The following is a 20,521-nucleotide window of genomic DNA, read 5'->3' on the forward strand; positions in this document are numbered from 1 at the left end:
CCGATCGTCGACGATGCGGACCCCGGGCAAACGCCTCCGAGCACGCCCATCGGCACAATCGATTCGCAAGCCGTCGTACGGAAAACGCGCTTCGACGGCGGAAACCGAGCCATGCTCGCCGCAACGAAAGACTTTTTCGAGTTCTCATCCCGAAACGCAAAAGCGGCCCCTTCCCGCAAAAACGGGAAGGGGCCGCTACCGTTACGCATGACAAAAGGAGGGGAAGCGTCGCATGCGACGCCGAATCGGGCGGGCGGCAGGCTTTAAGCTTGGGGAGGGATCGAAAACCCGCCGCCGCTTGCCCCGCTTCGGAAGGATAGCCGCGAAGGCTAGATCACTTCGAACGTCAGGCTGGCCTCGAGAGGCGAAACCACGCCGTCGGCCGTACGGGCACGAACGGTGAGCTGATACTCGCCGGCCTCTTCGAAAGAGGTCTCGAACTGCCAGTTAACCCATTTATCGGCGGTCGCGCCTTCGGTGAGGCACTCGGTCCAGGTCTCGCCGCCGTCGAAGGAGAACTCGATAGCCTCGATGGCGCTGCCCAGGTCGTCCGCCACGCCCTCGAAGGTGATGGCGTCGCCTGCGAAGAAGACGCAGCCGTCGGCGCTGTTCATGATCTCGATCTTGTTGCGGTACGCCGGATCGACGGACTGGACGTCGGGAACCTGGTCCTCGGCGGTCAGCTTGATGTCGACGACGTTGCGCGTGAAGTAACGCGCGACGGTCTCGGGCATCCACAGCTGGGCGGAAGGACCGGCTTCGCTCTTGAGCTTCTCGCCGTTGACCTCATAGACCAGCAGCGCGTCGCGATCGAGGCAGTACTGCAGAGGCAGGGCCTGGCCGAAGCCGTCGGCGCCGTATGCCGTCACGGTGTTCACGCCGTCTTCGAGGTCGGCCATGTCGACCACGGCCGCCAGAGGAACGCCGACCACGGCGGCCTGACCGAACGGAGCGCCCGTAGCGCAGGAGCACACCATGGTCTGCTCCTCGGACTCGTCCTCCATGTCCTCGAGATTCACGGAGAAGCTCTCCTTGATGTTGCCGCCCACGTTGATGTAGTAGGTCGCAACGCCCTCGGCGGGCTCGCCCACCACGAGCTCGTTAGCAGGCTTGGAGCACATCGAGGTGATCGTCGTGCCGAACACGTTGAACAGCTCGTCGTTAGGGGTCACGCCGTCCTGGTTGAAATAGAACGAACCCTCTTTGTCGGCGACCTTGACGTATTCGCTCTCTTCGAGCTGCAGCGTATGGGAGTCGATGGTGTAGCCGTTGTTCTCATGCGTCGCACCTTCGGGTGCATCCTGGCCGCCCAGGATCGTCGGGCCGCCGGCAGCCACGGCGACGCCGGTCATTCCCAGCAGAAGGGCGCCACCAGCCGCTCCTGCAGCCATTGCTTTCTTCTTATTCATAAGAAAACGCTCCTTCGTGTTTATTCTTCGTTCTCAAGACCGGTCGAGAACATCAAGGGCAGGTCGGAATCAGGACCGCCGGCCTTGATGACCTTGTCCTCGGCAGGCAGCTGGTCCATGGCGTTGACCATGACCTCATGCTCGCGGAAGCTGACCTCGCCCTGGTCGGTGGTAGCGCGGACGCTCAGGCAGTAGGCGCCGTGCTCAGGCGGAGTCCACTCGAAGGTCCACCAGATCCAACGCTTGGTGTCGGTATCGCCCAGATCGTAGGTCGTCCAGGTCTCGCCGTGGTCCATGGAGAACTCGATGGTCTTGACCTTGTGGTCGAATGCGTCGACATAACCCTGGAAGGTGTAGGGCTTGCCGGTCTCGATGATCACGCCTTCAGGCGTACCGCAGATCGTAGCGTTCGGACGGTTCACGTGGGCATCTTCCTGGTTCACCTGGCCGCAGACGCGCTCGTCCATGACGTCGGAAGAAACGATGTAGCCGGAAGGCTGCTTGGAAAAGACCTGAGCGTCATAGCTTTCGACCCAGTTGATGCACGGGAAGCCGCGACGTGCGTCGAGGTACTCGCCGCCCATCTTGTAGACCAGGTACTCGTTCTCGAGCATGGAGACGTCGATGCCGTTCTTGGAAGAACCGTCGGCGCGGACGCAACGGATGGAGTTGGTGCCGTCGGTCATGCCGCCGGCGCGCTCGATCAGCCAGCTCACGGGGATACCCGTGATCTCGGTCTGGCCGATGCCGCCGCCGCCGGTCGGGTTGAGTTCGCAGACCATCTTGGAGGCCTTGGTCACGACAGCGCCCTCGGCCTCGGCCTCGGCGATGAGGTCGACGAGCTTAGCGGTGTAGGGGTTGGGCACGTTGCCTTCGATGGTGATCTCCCACTCGTCCATCATGCTCTGAGGAAGGTCGAGGTCGAGCGCTGCATCGGAGCATGCATAACGCATGTGGTCGTAATAGCCGTGGACGAAGTCGTAGCTATACAGGTCGTCCATGCTCTGGACCTTATCCTGCGTGAAGTCGAAATTGCCCTCGACGTTCTCGACGGTGGTGATGCTGTCCTTCAGGGCGTCGTACTTCACGTTCTCCCAGAGCTGCAGGCCGTTGCCGTCGCCCGTGGCGGTATGGCAGGACTCGCAGGTGCCGTCGAAGCCCTCTTTGAACTTCTCGGAATTACGGCTGTTGAAATGGATGCCATGCATCAGGCGGCCGAACTCGTCGCCGTTGTCGCGATGGCAGGTGATGCACTGTTCGACGTCGCTGTAAGTCTCAAGGTCGTTGTTGGGAAGCACCGCATGGCGGTATTCCATGTTCATGACCGTCTCGTTGAGGTCGGCGTGGCAGGAGTTGCAGCCCTTCTTGTCGGCATCCAGATAGTACGTGTTGTACGAAATGGTCCAGCTTTGCTGCATCCAGTGCGGGCACTCGTACTCGCTCGGAGTGCGCTGAACCAGCTTGCCGTTGGGAAGCTGACGGACCTCGGGAGCATACTCCTCGGCGATCTGATCCCACTTCTCGTAGTTCTCGATGATGTACTCCTTGCCAGGATACTGCACATCGCCGTCGGGCTCGCCGCCGCGGACGATCTCTGCCGCGGTGGAAGCCGAGTCGACTGCGAAGGCAGGCACCATGAGAGCCGACGCCGCAAGCACGGTCGCGATGCCTGTTACCATAGCGACGCGCTTCGTCACCTTCTTCATCATTCCCCCTTCTTCATTGCGACGGCCGCCGTTTCCTTCCTGAAAACGATCGCCGCCGCCCCCTATCGGACCCATCGGGCCCATCTGACAGGCACGAAATTAACCCTTCGAAAGGCGGATGCGTATCAACACATCCGCGCTAAATGCCTGATAAAGCGTATAACCCATTTTGGTTGATGGGTGAAATGACCAGTACTGGACCGATAGCGATCCATTCTTCATGGACAGAATCGGGCTTTTCACGGACAATGAAGGGACAGGTGACAAGACGTCCGCTCCACGCGGTCGAAGGAAGCTGTACGACCGCTTGAATACATTAATTACTAAGGAGAGGGAATGCTCGCATCGTTCAAGGATGCAGGCCTGTGCGCACTATTCGCCGCTATCGGCCTTACCGTCAATCTAACCTGGTGCACGCTCGCAGGGCACACCCCGGGGTTCACCGACGCCCTTTCGGGATTCGGCGTGCCCGTTAACCCGCGCGCGTTCTTTCTCATGGGCATCCTTGCCATGAGCGTCGTATTCGCCGCGCTGCCGCGCAAAATGAGAGAGATGGAATCGTCGCTATGGCCTGTAGTGACGCTGCTCGCATCGGTCGGAACGGCGTGCTTCGCCATTGCATCGAGCCAGAACGCCTTTCCGCCGGTCGCTCTCGCCGTCGGGGGCCTGCTCTTGTTCGGCGTCGGATACTTCTGGCTCACGGCACGTTTCGTGCTGTTGCTTGCGCGCACCCAGACTTTCATGCCCACCATCGCATGCCTCACCCTGTCGCTTATCGCCGAACCGGCACTGGTCTCCGCCGCCGAGCGCCTTCTGAGCGTCGAGGCGCAAGTGTCGACCGTCGTGTTGATGCCCATTCTTTCCACGGTATTTTTCCAATGCGCCCGCAGTGCAGCGCTCAAGCAGCGCAGCAGCGAAAAGACGGGGCGAACGGTATTCGGCGTGCCTTCGCGCCCGCGCGGCGAACAGAAAAAGGGCATGCGCGACGACATCCGTGACGCAATCATCCTGATCGCCGCCGCATCGCTCCTGCTGGCAACCGTACGCAGCCTGAGTTTCGTCGGCCTATGGGGCGAAGGGCATATCGACGAATTCGACCATCCGTCCATGACATCGAGCCCGGTGCTTTTCATCGCGTACAGCATCGGCTTGGCCGCATTCTCCTATCTCGCTCTAGGCCGCACCGGAAACTGGCCGCTGCGCCTACGTTTCCAGCCGTCGTTTCTGACGGTCATCATCACGCTGTCCGTTTCGATGATTCTCGCGGGCGACCAGAACGCCGACCCGGCCGTGCTCGATACGCTCATGAGGCTCAACGACTCGTTCTCGCACCTGATGTTCTGGGCAGTGGTGGCCATCCTTCTCGATGTGTCTTCCATACCCTCCTACCGCGTCATCGGCACCGCCACGGCGCTTTACGCCGCAGGGTCGATTATCTGGGTGATATTCCTAGGAAACGCCGACGCCGTCGAAAACCTCATCGTGATCGCGGCCATCTACGTGCTGTCCATCGCCTCCATGTATTACAGCTGGAATAAACGCGAATCCGCGCCGAGCGACGCGGCCGCCGTAGTGACCGACGCGCTGGAACGTCGCTGCGCCGAAGTGTCTAAGAAGTACAAGCTCTCGCCGCGCGAAAGCGAAATCTTGGTCCTGCTGGCCCAGGGCCGCACACGAACCTACATCCAAGAAGAGCTGGTTCTGGCCGAAAACACCGTGAAGTCGCACGTCGCGCACATCTATACGAAACTCGGCATCCGCGACCGCCAGGACATGATCGACATCGTGCTCGACATAGCCGACACGAAAGACGACAGGCACGCGAAAGAATAGGCTCGCATCATGCGGCATGCTTTCGAGCACGAAACGCGCCTTCGCCCTACGGCGAGGCGCGTTTTTCGTAGGAGCGCCCTATTCTGCGGCGGCAAGCATGCCTTCTATGCGAGAACGCGGCACGTAGCCTGCCGCCGAATCGATCCGCCTTCCATTCCGGAACAGAAGCGTCGTCGGCGCTGCGACCACATCGAAGGCCCATGCCACATCGGGGAATCGCACGGTATCCATGGCCGCAAAGCGCACATACGGGTAGGCGTCGGCCATCTGCTCGAGCAGCGCGCCGAGCGCATGACACGGCCCGCATCCGGGACTGAAGAATTCGACTATCACGGGGCAGGTCGCATCGGTCACCAACTCGTCGAAATTGTCTTTATCGAGTTCTATCAAGCGCATCGCACACCTCCGCAGCTGCGGCACATACGCCGCGAGAAATCGTTTTCTCGCATTGTCGGAAACAGGCGACGACCGTCAAGCGAAACTGAGCGCCCCTTCGGCATCCGGATAGGCAAAAGCGACAAACCGCATATGGAATCGGGCGACTGGATAGCCCCGTCTCCTGTCCGAGGGCACAAAAAAGGGAACCTTGCGGTTCCCTTTTTCAGTCGTATGTTCTCGCGAACGCCTTCTACATGCGCTGCGGAGAGGAGATGCCCAGGATGCCGAGCGTCGTGGAAAGCACGATGCGGGTGGCATCGCACAAGGCAAGACGCGCCTGCTTGAGTTTCTCGTCCTCGACCTTGAGCACCGGGCAGTTCGTATAGAACTGGTGGAACAGGCTGGCGAGGTCCTGAGCGTAGTGCGTCAGGCGGAACGGAGCGCGGTCGCGGGCAGCGAGGGCGATCAGATCGCCGAACTCGCTCATCTTGCGCATCAGGGCGAACTCGGACGGATCGGTGAGGACGCTCAGGTCCACGTCTGCCGGAATGCACTCGGCAGCCACGGCATCCATGTCCAGGTTGTCTTCGCCCGAGTGGCCGGAGGCGTCACGCAGCAGCTTGCAGATGCGGGCATGCGCGTACTGGTCGTAGTACACCGGGTTGGAGGAGTCCTGCTTCTTGGCGACGTCGATGTCGAAGTCGATCGGCTGCTCGCTGGAGCGGCTCAGCATGTAGTAGCGCGTGGCGTCGATGCCGACCTCGTCGATGAGCTCCTCGAAGGTGATCATCTCGCCGGTACGCTTGGACATGCGGACGGGCTTGCCGTCGCGGAACAGGTTGACCAGCTGGCCGAGCATGATCTCGAGCGCGCCGGGATAGCCCATGGCGGACAGAACGGCGGCGACGCGGGCGATGTAGCCGTGGTGATCGGCGCCCCAGATGTTGATCAGGTGGTCGAAACCGCGCAGCTTCTTCCAGTAGTGGTAGGCCACGTCGGAAGCGAAGTAGGTGTAATCGCCATCGGCCTTGCGCACGACGCGGTCCTTCTCGTCGCCGTACTTGGAAGAGCGGAACCACACGGCGCCGTCCTGATCGTAGATATCGCCCTGGTCGCGCAGGTTATCGAGGCAGAAGTCGAACGGGCTCTTGCCATCGAACTCGTCGGAGGGAATGTACATCTCGCGCTCGGACTGCCAACGCTCGAAGTGATTGCCGAAGCGGGTCGTGATGTCGCGGAACATCTTCATGATGTAAGCGTAGCCGTACTCGCGGAACTCGACCATGCGCTCGTTTTCGTCGGCGTCGACCCACTTGTCGCCGTCGCGGTCGATGATTTCCTTGGCGATGTCGTTGACGTACAGGCCGTTGTAGCCGCCCTCGGGCACTTCGGCGTCTTCATGGCCGAGCTGCTGCAGATAACGGGCGGCGATGGACAGGCCGAACTTGTCCATCTGGACGCCGTGGTCGTTGATATAGAACTCCTCGAACACATCGTAGCCGGCGTGGCGCATCAGATTGGCCGTCGCAGAGCCCAGAGCGGCCCAACGGCCGTGGCCCACGTGCATGGGGCCGGTGGGGTTGGCGGAAATGTACTCGATATTGACCTTGCGCATGCCCTCGGGCACGGTGCCGCGGCCGTAATCGCCCTTCTCGGAGCGCACCTTGGTCACGACGTCCTGCAGCGCGTCGTTGTTCAGGTAGAAGTTGATGAAGCCGGGGCCTGCGATCTCGACCTTGTTCACCAGCGTGTTCTCAGGAATGGCGTCGACGATGACCTGGGCGATTTCGCGAGGATTCTTCTTAGCGAGCTTCGCGCAGCGCATAGCGGCCGTGCACGCCCAATCGCCGTGGCCTTCGTCTCGGGGTCGCTCGAGCGTGATTTCGGGAGCGTTTTCCATCTGAAGTTTGCCGGAAGCGATGGCCGCGTCCAGCGCAGCTCCGATAAGCTGCGTCAGTTCCTCGCGAGGTTGCATAGGTTCCTTCCCTTTCGTTCGAGCTGAGACCGCATGCCGCACCGGACGGCATGGGCTGAAAATACCTATAAGCTTTCTGATTGTACCATGCGCGATATCAGGTGTTTCCCGCGCAGGAGAAAAGGGGAGAACCCCGTTTTTGGACGCTCGCACAAAAACGCGAAAGCCGATGAAGCTTGAAAACGATTCATTTCTTTGCATATATTGATACAAAATAACTATTTAAGAGGATATCGCAAATCTATTCGAGTAAAAACCTCGCGAGTATGCACAAAGTTAGCATCACACGAACTTCACATTTAACGAACTGCATAAGAAATGTCCGTTTATGCACGGCGAAAACACGGCGCGACGCAAGGACGGTCGCATGCTTCGCCTCTTCGCGTTATCATGTTCGAGAATAATACACCCGCTCCCCTGCTCGGCCCGCTCGTCGCCGAACAGGGGTCGCGACGACACGGCGCACCGAGCGCAGGAGGGTCCATGATCGACTTCGAGAAAGAATGGGAGCTCGTCCAGCAGACGCGCCCGAAGCCCAACGACGCGCAGGGATGGAATAAACGCTCCGCACGCTACGACAACAAGGACATGAAAAACGCCTATGCGGAAGACTTCCTGAAGCTTGCGGAAATCTATCCGAACGAATCGGTCTTCGACATGGGATGCGGAACGGGCACGCTGGCCGTCATGCTGGCCGAACGCGGCTGCGACGTGCATGCCGCCGACTTCAGCGACGGCATGCTGGCCAAGCTGGCCGAAAACGCCGCCGTCCGCGGCGTCGAGGGCATCGATGCGTTCAAGATGAGTTGGGAAGACGATTGGTCCGCCTTCGGCATCGAAGACGACATGGTGGACGTGGCCATCGCATCGCGCTCCATGTCGGTCGCGCACCTGGACGAAGCGCTCGACAAGCTGACGCGCATCGCGCGCCGCAAATGCTGCGTCACCATGACCACGGGCACGGCGCCCTACGTCGACAGCCGCATCCTCGCCGCGATCGGCGTTCCCGCCGCTTCGACGAAAGACTATCTCTACGCCTTCGGCATCCTGGCCCAGAAAGGCCTCGAGCCCAAGGTCGACTACATCTACTCGACGCGCAAGGACACCTTCGACTCGCATGCCGAGGCGCTGGCCGATTTCACGCGCATGATCGACCGCTGCGGAACGCCCCTGACCGACGCCGAACGCGATGCGGCCGTCGAGAAGCTTTCCGTCTGGCTCGAGCAGCACATCGTCGAAAACCCCGATGCCGGCAAGCCCGACCGCAAGGGCGCGCCCGAAGGCCTCCTATGCCTCGACGTGCTGCGTATCGCATCGTGGGCCTTTATCTCCTGGGATCCCCGCCCGCAAAACGCCTATTAAGCGACGCCCGCCTCCTGCGGCACGCCGCTTCGCTCCAAACCGCACGGCGCTGCTGCGCCGCACCCTGCGCCCGCGCATGCGGGCCCGAAAGAAAGGACCGGCCATGTCGGATATCCCCTCCATGATTTCGCTCGAAGAGGCCCGCGCGCTCGTGGTCTCGCATGCGAGCATCCTGCCCGCCGAAACCGTGCCGCTGCTCGACGCGATCGGACGCGTCGCGGCCGCCGATGTGAAAAGCGATATGGACGTGAGCCCCTTCGCCCACGCCGCCATGGACGGCTTCGCCGTACATGCGAGCGACCTGGCCGAAGCGTCGGAAGATACGCCCGTCGAACTCGACGTCATCGCCGACGTCCCCGCAGGAAGCACCTATGAAGGAGCTATCGAGCCCGGCCGCTGCGTACGCATCATGACGGGCGCCGCCCTTCCCGCCGACGTCGACTCGGTCGTGAAATACGAAATCGTCGAAACCGTCTCGGGCGACGGGAAAACAGGAAGCCGCGTCCGCTTCAGCGAGTCCTGCAAGCTCGGCAGCAACGTGCGCGAAGCGGGCGAAGAGGCGCGCGAGGGCGAAACGGTCGTGCATGAAGGCGAGGTCATCCACCCCGCGGGCATCGGCTTTCTCGCCGGATGCGGGGCGCTCGAAGTGGCCGTGCGGCGTCGCCCGCGCGTGGCGATCATCCCCATCGGCAGCGAGCTGGTCGAACCGCCCGCAAAGCCGGGGCCCGGCCACATCCGCAACTCCAACGGCTACGCCATGGCGGCCTGCGCGCGTGATGCGGGCGCGCTCTGCGATATCCTGCCCATCGTGATAGACGACGAGGACCTGCTGGCCCAAGCCGTCGAACGCGCGGCGGCCGAATACGATTTCGTCGTGACCACAGGAGGCGCTTCCAACGGCGATTTCGACTTCATCAAGCCCGTCGTCGAGCGCCTCGGGACGCTGTATATGACCACCGTGAACATGCGCCCCGGCAAAGCCCAGACGTTCGGCCTGGTGAACGGCACGCCCGTGTTCGGCCTGCCCGGCAATCCTGCGGCCGCATACATGGGCTTCTCGCTGATCATCCGCCCGGCGCTTCGCGCCATGCAGGGCTACACGGCCCTCGAGCACCCGTGCGTCAAGGCGCGCATCACCTCGTCGAAGAAAAAGAAGGATCCGCGCCGCATCTTCTCGCGCGCCACGATCGCACGCGGCGCCGACGGCGTGCTCGAGGTGACTCCCGCCAAAAACCAGAGCTCCGGCCTGTTCGGCGTCATCCAGAAAAGCAACTGCGTCGCCATCATGCCCGAAGGCCTCGACCCCGTGCGCGAGGGCGACATGGTAGAGTGCATTCTGCTCGATGCGCCCGAGGACATCGTCCTGTAACGCGCTCGAGGCCGTCCCGACGGACGGATGCGGGAAGAAATCACGGAAAGAGGAATCCATGACTGAAGAATATCGGGAGCCCTGCCCCACCTTCGCCATCATCACCTGCTCCGACACGCGCACGCTCGAGACCGATTCCGCGGGCGCGGCGCTCGAGGCGCTCATCGCCGAACGCGGCTGGACCTGCCTCGAACGCGTCGTGGTGGAAGACGACCGCCCCTTCATTTCGGGCGCCCTGCTCCACGCGATCCAGAACCTCGAAGCCGACTTCGTGCTGACCTGCGGCGGCAGCGGCCTTTCTCCGCGCGACGTAACCCCGGAGGCCACGCGCGACGTGTGCACGCGCGACGTCCCCGGCATCGCCGAGGCCATGCGCGCCCACAGCATGCGCATCACGCCCCGCGCCATGCTGTCCCGCGCCGTGTGCATGCAGCGCGACAACAGCATCGTTATCAACCTGCCTGGCAGCGAGAAGGCTGCGCGAGAGAACTGGGAAGCCATCGTCGACGTGCTGCCGCACGCCGCCCTCATGATGCAGGGCGCGGGCCACTAAAAACCGCCACAGCAAAAGAGGTCGCGATCGCGACCTCTTTCACTTTGCCCAGCAAGCAGGAATGCGGGCGGACCGCTCGCATTCCTCAAGCTTGAAATTCGAAAACCGCACATGCGGAACGAAGCGCGCAGCCCTCGCAGAAGGGCGGCGACAGGGACGGTTCTCCCGCGCCCCTACGAGCGCTCCCATAAGCCCGTCTTGCCGCCGTCTTTCTTGAGAAGCCTCACGTCCATGATTTCCATGCCGCGATCGACAGCCTTGCACATGTCGTAGACGGTCAGGCACGCCACGCTCGCAGCCGTAAGCGCCTCCATCTCGATACCGGTCTTGCCGGTAACGCCGCATGTCGTAATGACGTGGATGCCCGTCAGACCGTCCGCGCGATCGCCCTCGCGCACCGGCTCGCACGACACCTTCGCTTTCGTGATGTTGAGCGGATGGCACATGGGGATGAGCTCGCTGGTCTTTTTCGCCGCCATCACGCCCGCCACGCGCGCACAGGCGAGCACGTCGCCTTTCGCGGCCGCGCCCGACGTGATCAGCTCGAGGGTCTCGGGCTTCATCGCGATGAAGCCTTCCGCAACGGCGACGCGTTCGGTGTCGGCCTTCTGCGACACATCAACCATGCGCACGTCGCCTTGCTCGTCAATATGGGTCAACGTCTCGGTCATTGCTCTCTCCTATCCGCCGATCTGGCTCATGCCGCGTCGGGTTCCCACCTTATCGTGATGCTCGTCGGGCTTAGCGCCCAAGGCTTCGTATAAAACGGTGCGCACTGCGTCATCGGATCCACCCGAACGAAGCGCCGCCCGCACGTCGAATTCGTCATCGGAGAACAGGCAGGGTCTGATTTTTCCGTCGGCCGTCAAACGCAGCCTGTTGCACTCGCTGCAGAAGTGGCGCGAAAGCGGCGAGATGAACCCGACCGTTCCCTGCGCGTTCTCGAACTCGAAATAGCGCGCGGGGCCCCATCCCGAAGGCCTGTGCTTCGATGCGGGACGCAGGCGTCCGAGTCCCGCGGCTTCGGCCTGTTCGTCGATCATCGCGCGCAGCTCGTCGCTCGGGATGACGTCCTCCTTGCCCCATCCGCACCCGCATGAACCGGCGCTTTCGCCCACCGGCATGTATTCGATGAAACGCACATGCAGCGGTCGATCGATCGACATGCGCGCGAACGACAGGACGTCCTGGTTCAGCGAGCGCACGATCACGGCGTTCAGCTTCACGGGCGAAAAACCTGCCTCGAGCGCCGCGTCGATGCCGGCCATGGCGTCTTCGAACGAGCCGCAACGCGTGATGGCGCGATACTGCTCGGGATCGAGCGTGTCGAGCGAGATATTCACGCGCGAAAGACCGGCCTCCGCAAGCTCTGAGGCCATGCGCGGCAAAAGGATGCCGTTCGTCGTCAATGCGACGCTTTCGATGCCGGGAATGCCCTTCAGCGCACGAATCAGGTCCGTCGCGCCGCGACGCACGAGCGGCTCGCCGCCCGTCAATCTGACGCGCGTGATACCCATATCGGCCGCGATCCGCACCAGACGCTCGATCTCTTCAAGCGTCAGGATGTCGTCGTGAGAAAGCGCATGGACCCCTTCTTCGGGCATGCAATAGATGCAACGGAGGTTGCATCGGTCAGTCAAAGAAATGCGCAGATAATCTATCGTGCGACCGTGAGAATCCCTCATGGAGGCCCCTCCCCCTTTTATGCTCATACGCGAATAGTATAGAGCATGCAGACGGCCTTGGACGAAAAACGGCACCCAGACGCCCCCATATGCGCACGCCGCCTGAAAAGGCCGGGTGCTTGCGGCGCCGCAGACCTCTCTTCGCTAGCGCGTGACCAGGTACATGCTTCGCGGCGGTATTTCGATCAGGAATTCATCGCCTACCTCGGGCAAAGGCTCGTGCGATGCCGCCAGCTTGTCCACCTTCCATTGGACATGGTTCTTGAGGAACTTCATCGTGCTGTCCTCTTCCGCGGCGTCTTTCGCCACGTCAGCGCCCTCCGCATCGAGAAACGACAGCATCACGGTGCGCTCGAAGCGCGAATCGCTCACGCGGTCGGCCCGCACACGGAACACATTGGGGCCTGGCTCGCTCGCGCGGCGCAACATGAAGGCGCGCACTCCGAACCACTTCACATCGCGCGGCACCGTTTCGGCCGTATGAAGCGAAATGCCCCATTCCGGCAAACGCACCTCGCCGTCATCGACATAGACGGCGGACGTCGTGTTCTTGCATCCCGACAGTTTGACCGCGGCAAGGCTCGTGGGGTGATGCACCACCTGGTCTTTAGGCCCTATTTCGTCGATATGGCCCGCATCGACCACAGCGATGCGGTCGCAGAAGCGGTAGGCCTCGTCGATATCGTGGCTCACGTACAGAATCGTGCCTTCGAACTCTTCGAACAGGCCGATGAGATTCTGCTCGAGCGAGCTTTTCAGATGCGCGTCGAGCGCGGAAAACGGCTCGTCCAGCATAAGGATCCCCGGATTCGCCGCCAGCATGCGAGCCAGCGCGACGCGCTGCTGCTGGCCGCCCGAAAGCTGGGCGGGATAGCGCCCCTCCATGCCCACCAGGCCGAACCTGCGCAGCTGGGCCGCCACGATGCGGTCGCGCCGGTCGGGCTGCATGCCGCGGTCCATGCCCGCCATCACGTTCTGGCGCACGGTCATGTTGGGAAACAGCATGTAGTTCTGGAACAGCAGGGCGGTCTTGCGCTGCTGCGGCGTCAAATCGACCTTCGCGCGGCGGCCGGGCGCCTTGTCGAAAAACGTCGTTCCGTTCACCACGATGCGGCCGGCGTCGGGCTTTTCGATACCCGCGATGCAACGCAGCGTCAGCGACTTGCCGCAACCCGACGCGCCCAGGAAACCGAGCGTCTCGTTGCCCGCCGCGAACGCCGCCTCGAGGCGGAATCCGCCCATCGACTTCTCGATATCGACTTTCAGACTCACGAGCCTGCTCCCTTTCTCGGTAATGCGACGACAGGCGCCGCGCAAGCGCCCGTCCTGAGTGCGGTTTCGCGGCCGCTACGCGTCCTGCGCGCGGCGCCTGTAACGCGTCGTGCGACGGCTCCACAGATTGATGAACAGGATGACCATGAAGCTGAACACGATGATGACGCCCGTCCAGAACAAGGCCACATCGGTGTTGCCGTTCATCCATTCGAAGTAGATGGCGATCGGAACGGTGCGCGTGACGCCCACGTAGTTGCCCGCCAAAAACAGCGTGGCGCCGAACTCGCCGAGCGCACGGGCGAAGGCGAGCACCGTGCCCGCCGCGATCGACGACCACGCAAGCGGCAGCATCAGCCTGAAGAAGATCCTGCTCTCGCTCCATCCAAGCGTGCGGGCGGCATCGAGCATGGTGCGGTCGATGCTTTCGAACGCGCCGCGAGCGCTTCGATACATCAGCGGGAACGACACCACCACGGCCGCGAGCACCGTCGCAGGCCAGCTGAAGATCAGCGGGAATCCGATGTCGATGAACCACTGGCCCACCGGGGTGTTCTTGCCCAGCAGCAACAGCAGCACGAAGCCGCACACCGTGGGCGGCAAGACCATCGGAATGGTGAAGATGGAATCGGCGATATCCTGCGCGCGCGAAGGGATACGCAGGCTCCACCACGCGGCCAGAAGGCCCAGAATGAACACGATGACGATGGCGGTGCCCGTGGTCTTGAGCGTCACCCACAAAGGGCTCCAGTCAAGATCGTCTAGGAACTGCCCGAACGCCGCGATGCCCGAAGGCGCGGCGGCGAATGTCCCTTCGGCCCATGACGCCACATTGCAAAAATCGGCGAAACGAAGCTCGACGCGGATATCGGATGCCCCATCCACTACGCCAGACCCGTCGATGCCGACAACGCTCGTATAAAACGAGCCCGAAGCATATTCCTGGTTGAACGAGAATCGCAAGCCCGCATCATTCAAGTCAAGCGACTCTTCGGTCGTCACGAAAAGCCGCATTCCCGATCCAATACTCGACGAGCCGTTCGCAGCCTCGGCATCAAGCGCCTGAAGATAGGCGACGACCCACGAAAGCTCCGTCTTCACAGCGGGGTCGTCGATGGCGATCGCACCGCCATGCGTCTCGCCAAAAGAACGAGCCACGCCGTCCCATCCCCGCGTTCCCGTTCGATCGGCCAGTTCGGCGGCGTCGATGTAAAGCACCGCATAGTCGTCGGCGGCCACCAGGCATATGTCATTTCGTTCGGACCCCTGCAAATAGGCATAGCCCCGATACACGCCGTCGATGGGGCGATTGCTTCCCTTTTGAGCGCGCGCGAACTGCGCGATGTCGAGCGGAGCGGCGGGCGCTACGGCATCCTCGCCTTCCTCGTCGATTTCGATGGAAGCCGCATCGATCGGCGCGCAAGCAAGTCCCGCACCCGTTTCGGCGGTCACGTCTGTGAAAAACGACGGCGCCTGCCCGGACGCAGGCCCCTCTTCAGCCGCATACGCCGAAATGGGCACCGCCAAAGCGATGCCCAGAATTACCGCGCCTATGCATGTCGCGATTCGGCTATGCAAGTTCGAAGCCCCACTTCTGCCAGACCACGAGAGCCTCGGGGTCGTTGGCGGCCCAATCGAGGAACGCCTGGGCGGCCTCGAGGTTGGCGTCGTCCACGGTCACGGCCGCGGGATAGACGATCGGCTTGTGCGTGTCGGAGGGAACGGTGGAAAGCACCTTCACGCCGCCGAAGCGATACACGTCGGAGCTGAACACGAACGCGATGTCGACGTCGCCGGACTCGGCATGCTTGCACACGTTGCCCACGGACGTGTCCAGGACCACCTTGTCGGCCACGGCGCCGGTGAATTCGCCGCCCTTGCCGGAAGCGTCGGAATACGCGCCCACGGTGGCCAGCGACTGACACGCGTAGTTGCCCGCAGGAACGGATTCGTCGCCGACGCAGATCGTGTAATCGCCGGAGACGGCCTCCTCGAGCGTCAGTCCTTCGGGAATGTCGGTATTGTCGGCACTCGTCACCATAACGAGGTCGTTGACGAACATATCGAAGCGCGTGGCGTCGTCGACCAATCCCGCCTCGGCGGCATCGTCCATCTTGCCCTTGGAAGCGGAGATGAAGATATCGGCAGAGGAGCCCGCCTTGAGCATCTCGACCAATTCGCCCGAGGCCTTGTACTGCGTATCGGCGAAGGTCACCTCGGGGTTCTGTTCCGTATACAGCGCCTGCACCTCGTCGAGGGCCTTCGAAAGCGAATTGGCCGCGAAAATCTGCAGCTCGATGCCCTGCTGCTCCGCGGCAGGCTGCTCGGGCGCTTCCTGCGCAGGTTCTTCGGCGGCCTTCGTGCATCCGCCGAGCACCGTCATGGCGAGCGCAGCGCACGCCAACGCGCAAACCGCGACGCCCGTCGCCTTCTTCCATGGTTTCATCGGAATCATCCTCCTCGCAAGCGACATGAAGCCGCACCCCTTTTTTCGGCGTCCGATAGACGAAACGCCTTCGTATGGTGCTTTATTCTCACATTAGAATAAATATATTGTCAAGCGATGGAATCCTTCTTATCGTATGCAGGAGAGGCGTCATTGCCCTACAATCGGAACGCCGAAGCGGCTCGATCCGTTTCGGCGTCACGGCGTCAACAAGCGACCCCAGGAGAATCCATGCATTTCGCCGATATCTCACCCCGCATCAAGCTAAGCCTCGAGGGAACCTCGGAGCAGCACGACGCGATCTTCGGGCGCGGCGTGGCCCAACTATGCCGCGGCGTAGACCGAACCGGGTCGCTCAACAAAGCAGCCAAAGAAATCGGCATGGCCTATAGCAAGGCGTGGCGCATCATCAAACATACGGAAGAGGCGTTCTCGATGCAGCTTCTCGACCGCAACGGCGCTCATGGATCGACCCTTACCGATGAAGGCAAGGCTCTGCTCGACGCCTACGAGCGACTCGAGCAGGATATCGAGCGCTTCGCTCAGGAGCGCATCGAAGCCATCGCATCCGACCTCGACCGCTAGCACCATACCGAACCGCTCCAGAAACGATTCGCCCGCGTCGCAGACAGGCAGGGAACCTACCGCCCGAGGAAGGTTCCCTGTTTTCTTTTCTTCTCGCCTTTGAACGTCACGGGTTCGAACTCGAGGATACGTTCCGCCTCGACATCGCAGCCCACCTTGACCGCCTTTCGAATGCACACGTCTTCGCACAGTCGACACTGCACGCAATCCGCCAGCCTGAATTCGATACTGTCGAGTTCAGGCTTTTTCGCACCGTCCACGAACACCTTGCGCAAGGCGCCCGTCGGACAGAACGTCGCGCACATGCCGCATGTCATGCATATCGATTCGTCGATGCTCACATCGCCCCAATGCTTCGTTGAAACAACCGTGCCTGGCACAGGTTCTCCCAGTTCGTAAAGATCCTCCAGCAACGCTTCATGACCATGCGCCTGCACGCGCGGCATGGTGCCGGACGCATCGACTTTCAACATATCTCGCAGGCTCTGGACATCGCGCTTGATGCCGAGCTCGCTCTCGACCGTAACGGCCACCGCCTCTGCCGCGACATCTTTCACCGACGTCTTCGCCGCCGTGAAAAAACCTCTGCGCGACACGCCGCCTGTGCCCTGCGCCGCGTTGTCGGCGCGTGCCGCGACGGGTACCTCCTGGCTTCGACGTATCCGCGCAGCGCTTCCCCAGGCAGCAAGCAATGCGTTCGCTTCGGCGGCTTGCCCGTCGAAGCCCTCGGCCGCATGACGGTATTTGCAAGTCGCGCATACGCCGTCGACAACCGTCACCGACAGCGCGCCGCACGAGCAAGCACCCACAAGCGGCTCAACACCCACTCGCGCAACGCACGGCACCGTGGCGACGGCATCCACGTCGGCTTTTTTCTTCGCGGCCACGCGCGCGCACACGATTACGGCATGACCGTCGAGGGCACGCGTGGAACGGGCGACCGCCGCAGCCAAGGCCGCATCGTCCGGGTCGCGAAATCTGATGGCACTCGTCGGACATGCCGTAACGCAAGCTCCGCAGCTCATGCATTGCTGCGCATCTATCTTGAGCGCATTCCCCTGCAACGAAATAGCGCCTGAAGGACATGCGTCCACGCAACGGGAACACGACGCATTTCTATTGCGTACCCGCGCGCAATGCGGCGGATCGACATGGAGGGCCTTGCTCTCAAGGCGCTCCATGATTTCAACCATATCCATCACCGACGGCATAGAATCACCTATCCCCGTCCTCTTCGATAGAGCGCTCGATGCGAGCGAGCTCGTCCGGCGTGTTCACGTTGATGAAGCATCCGCCCTCGGGAACAGCCCTATGCAATTCATCGCGATGGAGAATGCCCAGATTCACGTCATCGAAGAAATCTCGGGCGCGTGCCATGCCGCGTTCGATAGCGGCATGAACCGCGGGAAGACACGCGTCCTTGCGGTATACCGCGTGAAACGGCTCGTAGCCGAACTTATTCGCAGGCACAATGGCGTCATAGCGGCCCTCATGCAGGATATGAGCCTCTTCGGCGATCAACGGCGCCGACGCGAATACCATATCGCATGCCACGATGGCGACCAGCGGGTTGTTCGCGGCTTCGAACGCCGTGGCCATCCCCCGCAAAGCGCCGCGTTCCGCATAGCGGTCGGTGACCAAACGAAGAGGGCGCTTCAGGTCGAGGTCTTCAAGAAAACCGAGGCGCTCGGGTTCATTGGTGGTGACGATCAGCTCGTCTGCCGCAGGAGCCACCCGCGTCACGATGCGTTCGATCAGGGGTTTGCCCAAAAATGGAACCGTGGCCTTGCTCTGCCCCATGCGGCGCGACTCCCCTCCCGCCTGGATTGCGACCGTCACCGCAGGCCGCGCGAAGCGATCGACCAGATAATCGGCGATGCCTTCGACATCCTCGAGGCCGAATGCCCTCATCCCGCGCTCAAGCGCAGAAGCGGCCACTTCGTCCATATCGGTCACCACGGCACACGGCACGGCGCCGCGCACGCTGCCGACAGCGCAGAATTCCTCGGCCGCAGCAAGATCTCGTTCGTTCGCCCTGCGGATGACCTCGATGACGGGAAGGCCGCTTTGACGGTAGCCTTCGACGATCACAAGATCGTGATCGGGCATCGATGCGACCACTTCGTCGCAGCTCGGCTCTTTCTGGAGCTCGGTTACTCGCGCCATACGAACGGGAGACACGATCACCGTGTCGCACGAACCGGCCTCGCGATGACGAAACGAGTCCTTTCCCGGATAATCGATATCGAAATCGCAATGGCCATGATGCTTGACCGTTCCAATATCGAGCCCGCGCGAAACGAGCTCGGCAATGATTTTGACAAGCAACGTCGTCTTGCCCGAATTATGGCGGCCGACGAACGAGACCGCCGGACTTGGCCTATGGAGCGCACCCATCTGTTCCCCTCCCCTTTGTATGAAAACCGACTTCGCGATACGCCATCGCCCGAAACGATAGAGCGACGCAAAGAGCACGAAACAGGCCTGTTTCTTACTGTTCTGCGTATATCTCGCGCTCGACGACCAGATCATTCTTGATATGGCCCACGAGCTTCTGCAACGCATCGACCGCATTCGGGCGAATATCGGCGCCGATCAGCACGTACATGAGAGAGTCGCCGACGGAGAGCCTGCCTTCGTTGAGCCAGACGCGCACGTAATAGACGCCGGGCCAGGTTTTCGCGTCTTCCACGGCTTTGGCAAGACCTTCGGCGTCATAAGAGAACTCGACGGCCTCCACGGCTCCGAGCTTGGCAGCCTCGGCCGCTTCTTCAGACGTTGCGGCGCGAACCTGCTGCTTCGGCGTGATGCGGACCACGCCGTTGTGGGTCAGATACATTCCGACATTACCCGCCCGCTCGTCGAGCTTCGCTTCCTCGAGCCAGCGATCGATGGAGGGGAGCTGCTTAGCCATGTGTTCCCTTTCGTTAGAGCGCCTGCGCCATGCGGCCACAGCGGCGCATCGTCATTTCAGCAATCGACCGGACGAACAGATGCTCGCCAGGATATTGCGCACGTTTTCCAGAGTACCCGAATTCGTCATCCCGCGCAAAACGAAGGGGCCTTCCAACCGAAGCGCATCGCAATCGAAAGACCGCATGCCCAAAACGACGACAACAAAAGAAAAGGCCCTGAATCGGGCCTTTCGTTGCACGTATATTCCTGCATCATTCGTGGGAAGCAAGCACGTCGAGAGCATGACGGTATCCCCCGCTGCCATAGTTGAGCGCTTTCGACACGCGCGCGATCGTGGTCGCAGACGCACCGGTTGCCTCGGCGATGGCCGTGTAGGGATTTCCCGCATCCAGTAGACGGGCAACGGAGAGACGCTGGGAGGTCTCCTTGATCTCACGAATGGTGAACAGGTCTTCGAACAATGCGTAGAGCTCGTCTTTGTCGTTCATGGCCGACAAGACCTCAAGCAGGTTCTCCACCTCAGGCGTACGCAGATTGCTCATATCCCACCCACTTTCATTACGTTGCTCCGCTATTTTACTCCACTTTGATGGAGTGGTTTCAGAAAAACAGCCCGATGCAGCCGATAAACGGTCGATTGCACGGATATTTCAAATTCAAAGGGAGAAACCACGCCCTCCAACCGAATCGCCCCTGTTCATACCAGCGGACGAAATCGCCCTGCGCATACGGGAAGAAAGGGTCGCCCCGACATGCGCGCGTTAAAACGAGCCATCGAAAGAACGAGGCGATGCGCTCATCGTCTTTAGGAAGACGACGGCGGCTATGAACAAGAGCGGCCTCTTAACAGACACCCTTCGGTCAAGAGACAACGTTGAACGAAAGCAACGCTTCGAAGCCTTCGGATTCAGGCGGCGAACCGAAAGCGTGCAGCATCAATGCTTCGCCCGATCATGCACTCTATGTGCAACAAAAAGGGAGGGGGTCCCGAAGGACCCCCTCCCTGGCGCGAAGCGCCCCGCGCGAGCGCGA

18 protein-coding genes are annotated in these 20,521 nt (G+C 61.6%); 5 read left to right on the forward strand and 13 right to left on the reverse strand.

Going from position 1 to position 20,521, the window contains the following annotated elements; all coding sequences use genetic code 11:
- Window positions 1–329 precede the first annotated feature (329 nt).
- Both Q6E04_RS07865 and Q6E04_RS07870 read right to left on the reverse strand, forming a co-directional pair.
- Window positions 330–1,409 carry a molybdopterin-dependent oxidoreductase gene (locus Q6E04_RS07865; RefSeq protein WP_303250228.1) on the reverse strand — a complete coding sequence of 360 codons (1,080 nt, stop codon included), beginning with the start codon at window positions 1,407–1,409 and terminating at the stop codon, window positions 330–332.
- A gap of 20 nt (window positions 1,410–1,429) precedes the next feature.
- Window positions 1,430–3,118, reverse strand: a complete 1,689-nt coding sequence (locus tag Q6E04_RS07870) for a molybdopterin-dependent oxidoreductase (RefSeq protein WP_303250229.1) — start codon at window positions 3,116–3,118, stop codon at window positions 1,430–1,432.
- A 333-nt stretch (window positions 3,119–3,451) separates the two neighbouring features.
- On the opposite strand from Q6E04_RS07870, the gene Q6E04_RS07875 reads away from it, so the two are divergent.
- The gene (locus tag Q6E04_RS07875) at window positions 3,452–4,948 is read left to right on the forward strand and encodes a helix-turn-helix transcriptional regulator (RefSeq protein ID WP_303250230.1); all 1,497 of its coding nucleotides are present in this window, start codon (window positions 3,452–3,454) and stop codon (window positions 4,946–4,948) included.
- 78 nt (window positions 4,949–5,026) lie between these two features.
- Here Q6E04_RS07875 and Q6E04_RS07880 read toward each other — a convergent pair whose 3' ends face one another.
- On the reverse strand, window positions 5,027–5,344 hold the full coding sequence (locus tag Q6E04_RS07880; RefSeq protein ID WP_303250231.1) for a co-chaperone YbbN: 318 nt from the start codon (window positions 5,342–5,344) through the stop codon (window positions 5,027–5,029).
- A 232-nt stretch (window positions 5,345–5,576) separates the two neighbouring features.
- Complete coding sequence (gene argS / locus Q6E04_RS07885; RefSeq protein WP_303250232.1) at window positions 5,577–7,301, reverse strand: arginine--tRNA ligase; 1,725 nt, start codon at window positions 7,299–7,301, stop codon at window positions 5,577–5,579.
- Window positions 7,302–7,784: 483 nt separating this feature from the next.
- Between argS and Q6E04_RS07890 the strand changes: the two genes are divergently transcribed.
- The 3 genes from Q6E04_RS07890 to Q6E04_RS07900 all read left to right on the forward strand — a co-directional run bounded on the left by Q6E04_RS07890 (window position 7,785) and on the right by Q6E04_RS07900 (window position 10,585).
- Window positions 7,785–8,663: a class I SAM-dependent methyltransferase gene (locus tag Q6E04_RS07890; RefSeq protein ID WP_303250233.1), complete on the forward strand. Its 879-nt coding sequence runs from the start codon at window positions 7,785–7,787 to the stop codon at window positions 8,661–8,663.
- 103 nt (window positions 8,664–8,766) lie between these two features.
- On the forward strand, window positions 8,767–10,032 hold the full coding sequence (glp, locus tag Q6E04_RS07895; protein ID WP_303250234.1) for a gephyrin-like molybdotransferase Glp: 1,266 nt from the start codon (window positions 8,767–8,769) through the stop codon (window positions 10,030–10,032).
- A gap of 58 nt (window positions 10,033–10,090) precedes the next feature.
- On the forward strand, window positions 10,091–10,585 hold the full coding sequence (locus Q6E04_RS07900; protein ID WP_303250235.1) for a molybdenum cofactor biosynthesis protein B: 495 nt from the start codon (window positions 10,091–10,093) through the stop codon (window positions 10,583–10,585).
- Window positions 10,586–10,758: 173 nt separating this feature from the next.
- On the opposite strand, the gene moaC is transcribed toward Q6E04_RS07900, so the two are convergent.
- The 5 genes from moaC to modA all read right to left on the reverse strand — a co-directional run bounded on the left by moaC (window position 10,759) and on the right by modA (window position 15,988).
- Window positions 10,759–11,256, reverse strand: a complete 498-nt coding sequence (moaC, locus tag Q6E04_RS07905) for a cyclic pyranopterin monophosphate synthase MoaC (protein WP_303250236.1) — start codon at window positions 11,254–11,256, stop codon at window positions 10,759–10,761.
- 9 nt (window positions 11,257–11,265) lie between these two features.
- Complete coding sequence (moaA, locus tag Q6E04_RS07910) at window positions 11,266–12,270, reverse strand: GTP 3',8-cyclase MoaA (protein WP_303250237.1); 1,005 nt, start codon at window positions 12,268–12,270, stop codon at window positions 11,266–11,268.
- Window positions 12,271–12,414: 144 nt separating this feature from the next.
- Window positions 12,415–13,542 (reverse strand): sulfate/molybdate ABC transporter ATP-binding protein, encoded by a 1,128-nt coding sequence (locus Q6E04_RS07915; protein WP_303250238.1) that lies wholly within the window; start codon window positions 13,540–13,542, stop codon window positions 12,415–12,417.
- Window positions 13,543–13,617: 75 nt separating this feature from the next.
- Window positions 13,618–15,120, reverse strand: coding sequence for a molybdate ABC transporter permease subunit (gene modB, locus Q6E04_RS07920; protein ID WP_303250239.1), 1,503 nt, complete (start codon window positions 15,118–15,120; stop codon window positions 13,618–13,620).
- Entirely contained in the window at window positions 15,113–15,988 is an 876-nt protein-coding gene (gene modA / locus Q6E04_RS07925; RefSeq protein ID WP_303250240.1) for a molybdate ABC transporter substrate-binding protein, read from the reverse strand. Before modA ends, modB begins: the two co-directional genes overlap by 8 nt.
- 231 nt (window positions 15,989–16,219) lie before the next feature.
- Between modA and Q6E04_RS07930 the strand changes: the two genes are divergently transcribed.
- Window positions 16,220–16,573 carry a winged helix-turn-helix domain-containing protein gene (locus tag Q6E04_RS07930; protein ID WP_303250241.1) on the forward strand — a complete coding sequence of 118 codons (354 nt, stop codon included), beginning with the start codon at window positions 16,220–16,222 and terminating at the stop codon, window positions 16,571–16,573.
- Between the two features lie 56 nt (window positions 16,574–16,629).
- Here Q6E04_RS07930 and Q6E04_RS07935 read toward each other — a convergent pair whose 3' ends face one another.
- The 4 genes from Q6E04_RS07935 to Q6E04_RS07950 all read right to left on the reverse strand — a co-directional run bounded on the left by Q6E04_RS07935 (window position 16,630) and on the right by Q6E04_RS07950 (window position 20,031).
- The gene (locus Q6E04_RS07935; protein WP_368656409.1) at window positions 16,630–17,784 is read right to left on the reverse strand and encodes a 4Fe-4S binding protein; all 1,155 of its coding nucleotides are present in this window, start codon (window positions 17,782–17,784) and stop codon (window positions 16,630–16,632) included.
- Between the two features lie 4 nt (window positions 17,785–17,788).
- Window positions 17,789–18,970, reverse strand: coding sequence for a molybdopterin-guanine dinucleotide biosynthesis protein B (gene mobB / locus Q6E04_RS07940; RefSeq protein ID WP_303250242.1), 1,182 nt, complete (start codon window positions 18,968–18,970; stop codon window positions 17,789–17,791).
- A 94-nt stretch (window positions 18,971–19,064) separates the two neighbouring features.
- Window positions 19,065–19,487 carry a molybdenum cofactor biosynthesis protein MoaE gene (locus Q6E04_RS07945; protein WP_303250243.1) on the reverse strand — a complete coding sequence of 141 codons (423 nt, stop codon included), beginning with the start codon at window positions 19,485–19,487 and terminating at the stop codon, window positions 19,065–19,067.
- Between the two features lie 253 nt (window positions 19,488–19,740).
- Window positions 19,741–20,031 (reverse strand): YerC/YecD family TrpR-related protein, encoded by a 291-nt coding sequence (locus Q6E04_RS07950; RefSeq protein WP_303250244.1) that lies wholly within the window; start codon window positions 20,029–20,031, stop codon window positions 19,741–19,743.
- Between the last annotated feature and the right edge of the window lie 490 nt (window positions 20,032–20,521).

Source organism: uncultured Slackia sp. (assembly GCF_959608125.1).
GTDB lineage: Bacteria > Actinomycetota > Coriobacteriia > Coriobacteriales > Eggerthellaceae > Slackia.

What these genes read in the sequence shown, in the direction of transcription:
- Q6E04_RS07875 (WP_303250230.1), top strand. Translation starts at nt 3,452, where the DNA reads ATGCTCGCATCGTTCAAGGATGCAGGCCTGTGCGCACTATTCGCCGCT.
- Q6E04_RS07890 (WP_303250233.1), top strand. Translation starts at nt 7,785, where the DNA reads ATGATCGACTTCGAGAAAGAATGGGAGCTCGTCCAGCAGACGCGCCCG.
- Q6E04_RS07865 (WP_303250228.1), bottom strand. Translation starts at nt 1,409, where the DNA reads ATGAATAAGAAGAAAGCAATGGCTGCAGGAGCGGCTGGTGGCGCCCTT.
- Q6E04_RS07880 (WP_303250231.1), bottom strand. Translation starts at nt 5,344, where the DNA reads ATGCGCTTGATAGAACTCGATAAAGACAATTTCGACGAGTTGGTGACC.
- moaC (WP_303250236.1), bottom strand. Translation starts at nt 11,256, where the DNA reads ATGACCGAGACGTTGACCCATATTGACGAGCAAGGCGACGTGCGCATG.
- Q6E04_RS07950 (WP_303250244.1), bottom strand. Translation starts at nt 20,031, where the DNA reads ATGAGCAATCTGCGTACGCCTGAGGTGGAGAACCTGCTTGAGGTCTTG.
- Q6E04_RS07900 (WP_303250235.1), top strand. Translation starts at nt 10,091, where the DNA reads ATGACTGAAGAATATCGGGAGCCCTGCCCCACCTTCGCCATCATCACC.
- Q6E04_RS07930 (WP_303250241.1), top strand. Translation starts at nt 16,220, where the DNA reads ATGCATTTCGCCGATATCTCACCCCGCATCAAGCTAAGCCTCGAGGGA.
- glp (WP_303250234.1), top strand. Translation starts at nt 8,767, where the DNA reads ATGTCGGATATCCCCTCCATGATTTCGCTCGAAGAGGCCCGCGCGCTC.
- argS (WP_303250232.1), bottom strand. Translation starts at nt 7,301, where the DNA reads ATGCAACCTCGCGAGGAACTGACGCAGCTTATCGGAGCTGCGCTGGAC.
- Q6E04_RS07935 (WP_368656409.1), bottom strand. Translation starts at nt 17,784, where the DNA reads ATGCCGTCGGTGATGGATATGGTTGAAATCATGGAGCGCCTTGAGAGC.
- modA (WP_303250240.1), bottom strand. Translation starts at nt 15,988, where the DNA reads ATGAAACCATGGAAGAAGGCGACGGGCGTCGCGGTTTGCGCGTTGGCG.
- mobB (WP_303250242.1), bottom strand. Translation starts at nt 18,970, where the DNA reads ATGGGTGCGCTCCATAGGCCAAGTCCGGCGGTCTCGTTCGTCGGCCGC.
- moaA (WP_303250237.1), bottom strand. Translation starts at nt 12,270, where the DNA reads ATGAGGGATTCTCACGGTCGCACGATAGATTATCTGCGCATTTCTTTG.
- Q6E04_RS07945 (WP_303250243.1), bottom strand. Translation starts at nt 19,487, where the DNA reads ATGGCTAAGCAGCTCCCCTCCATCGATCGCTGGCTCGAGGAAGCGAAG.
- Q6E04_RS07870 (WP_303250229.1), bottom strand. Translation starts at nt 3,118, where the DNA reads ATGATGAAGAAGGTGACGAAGCGCGTCGCTATGGTAACAGGCATCGCG.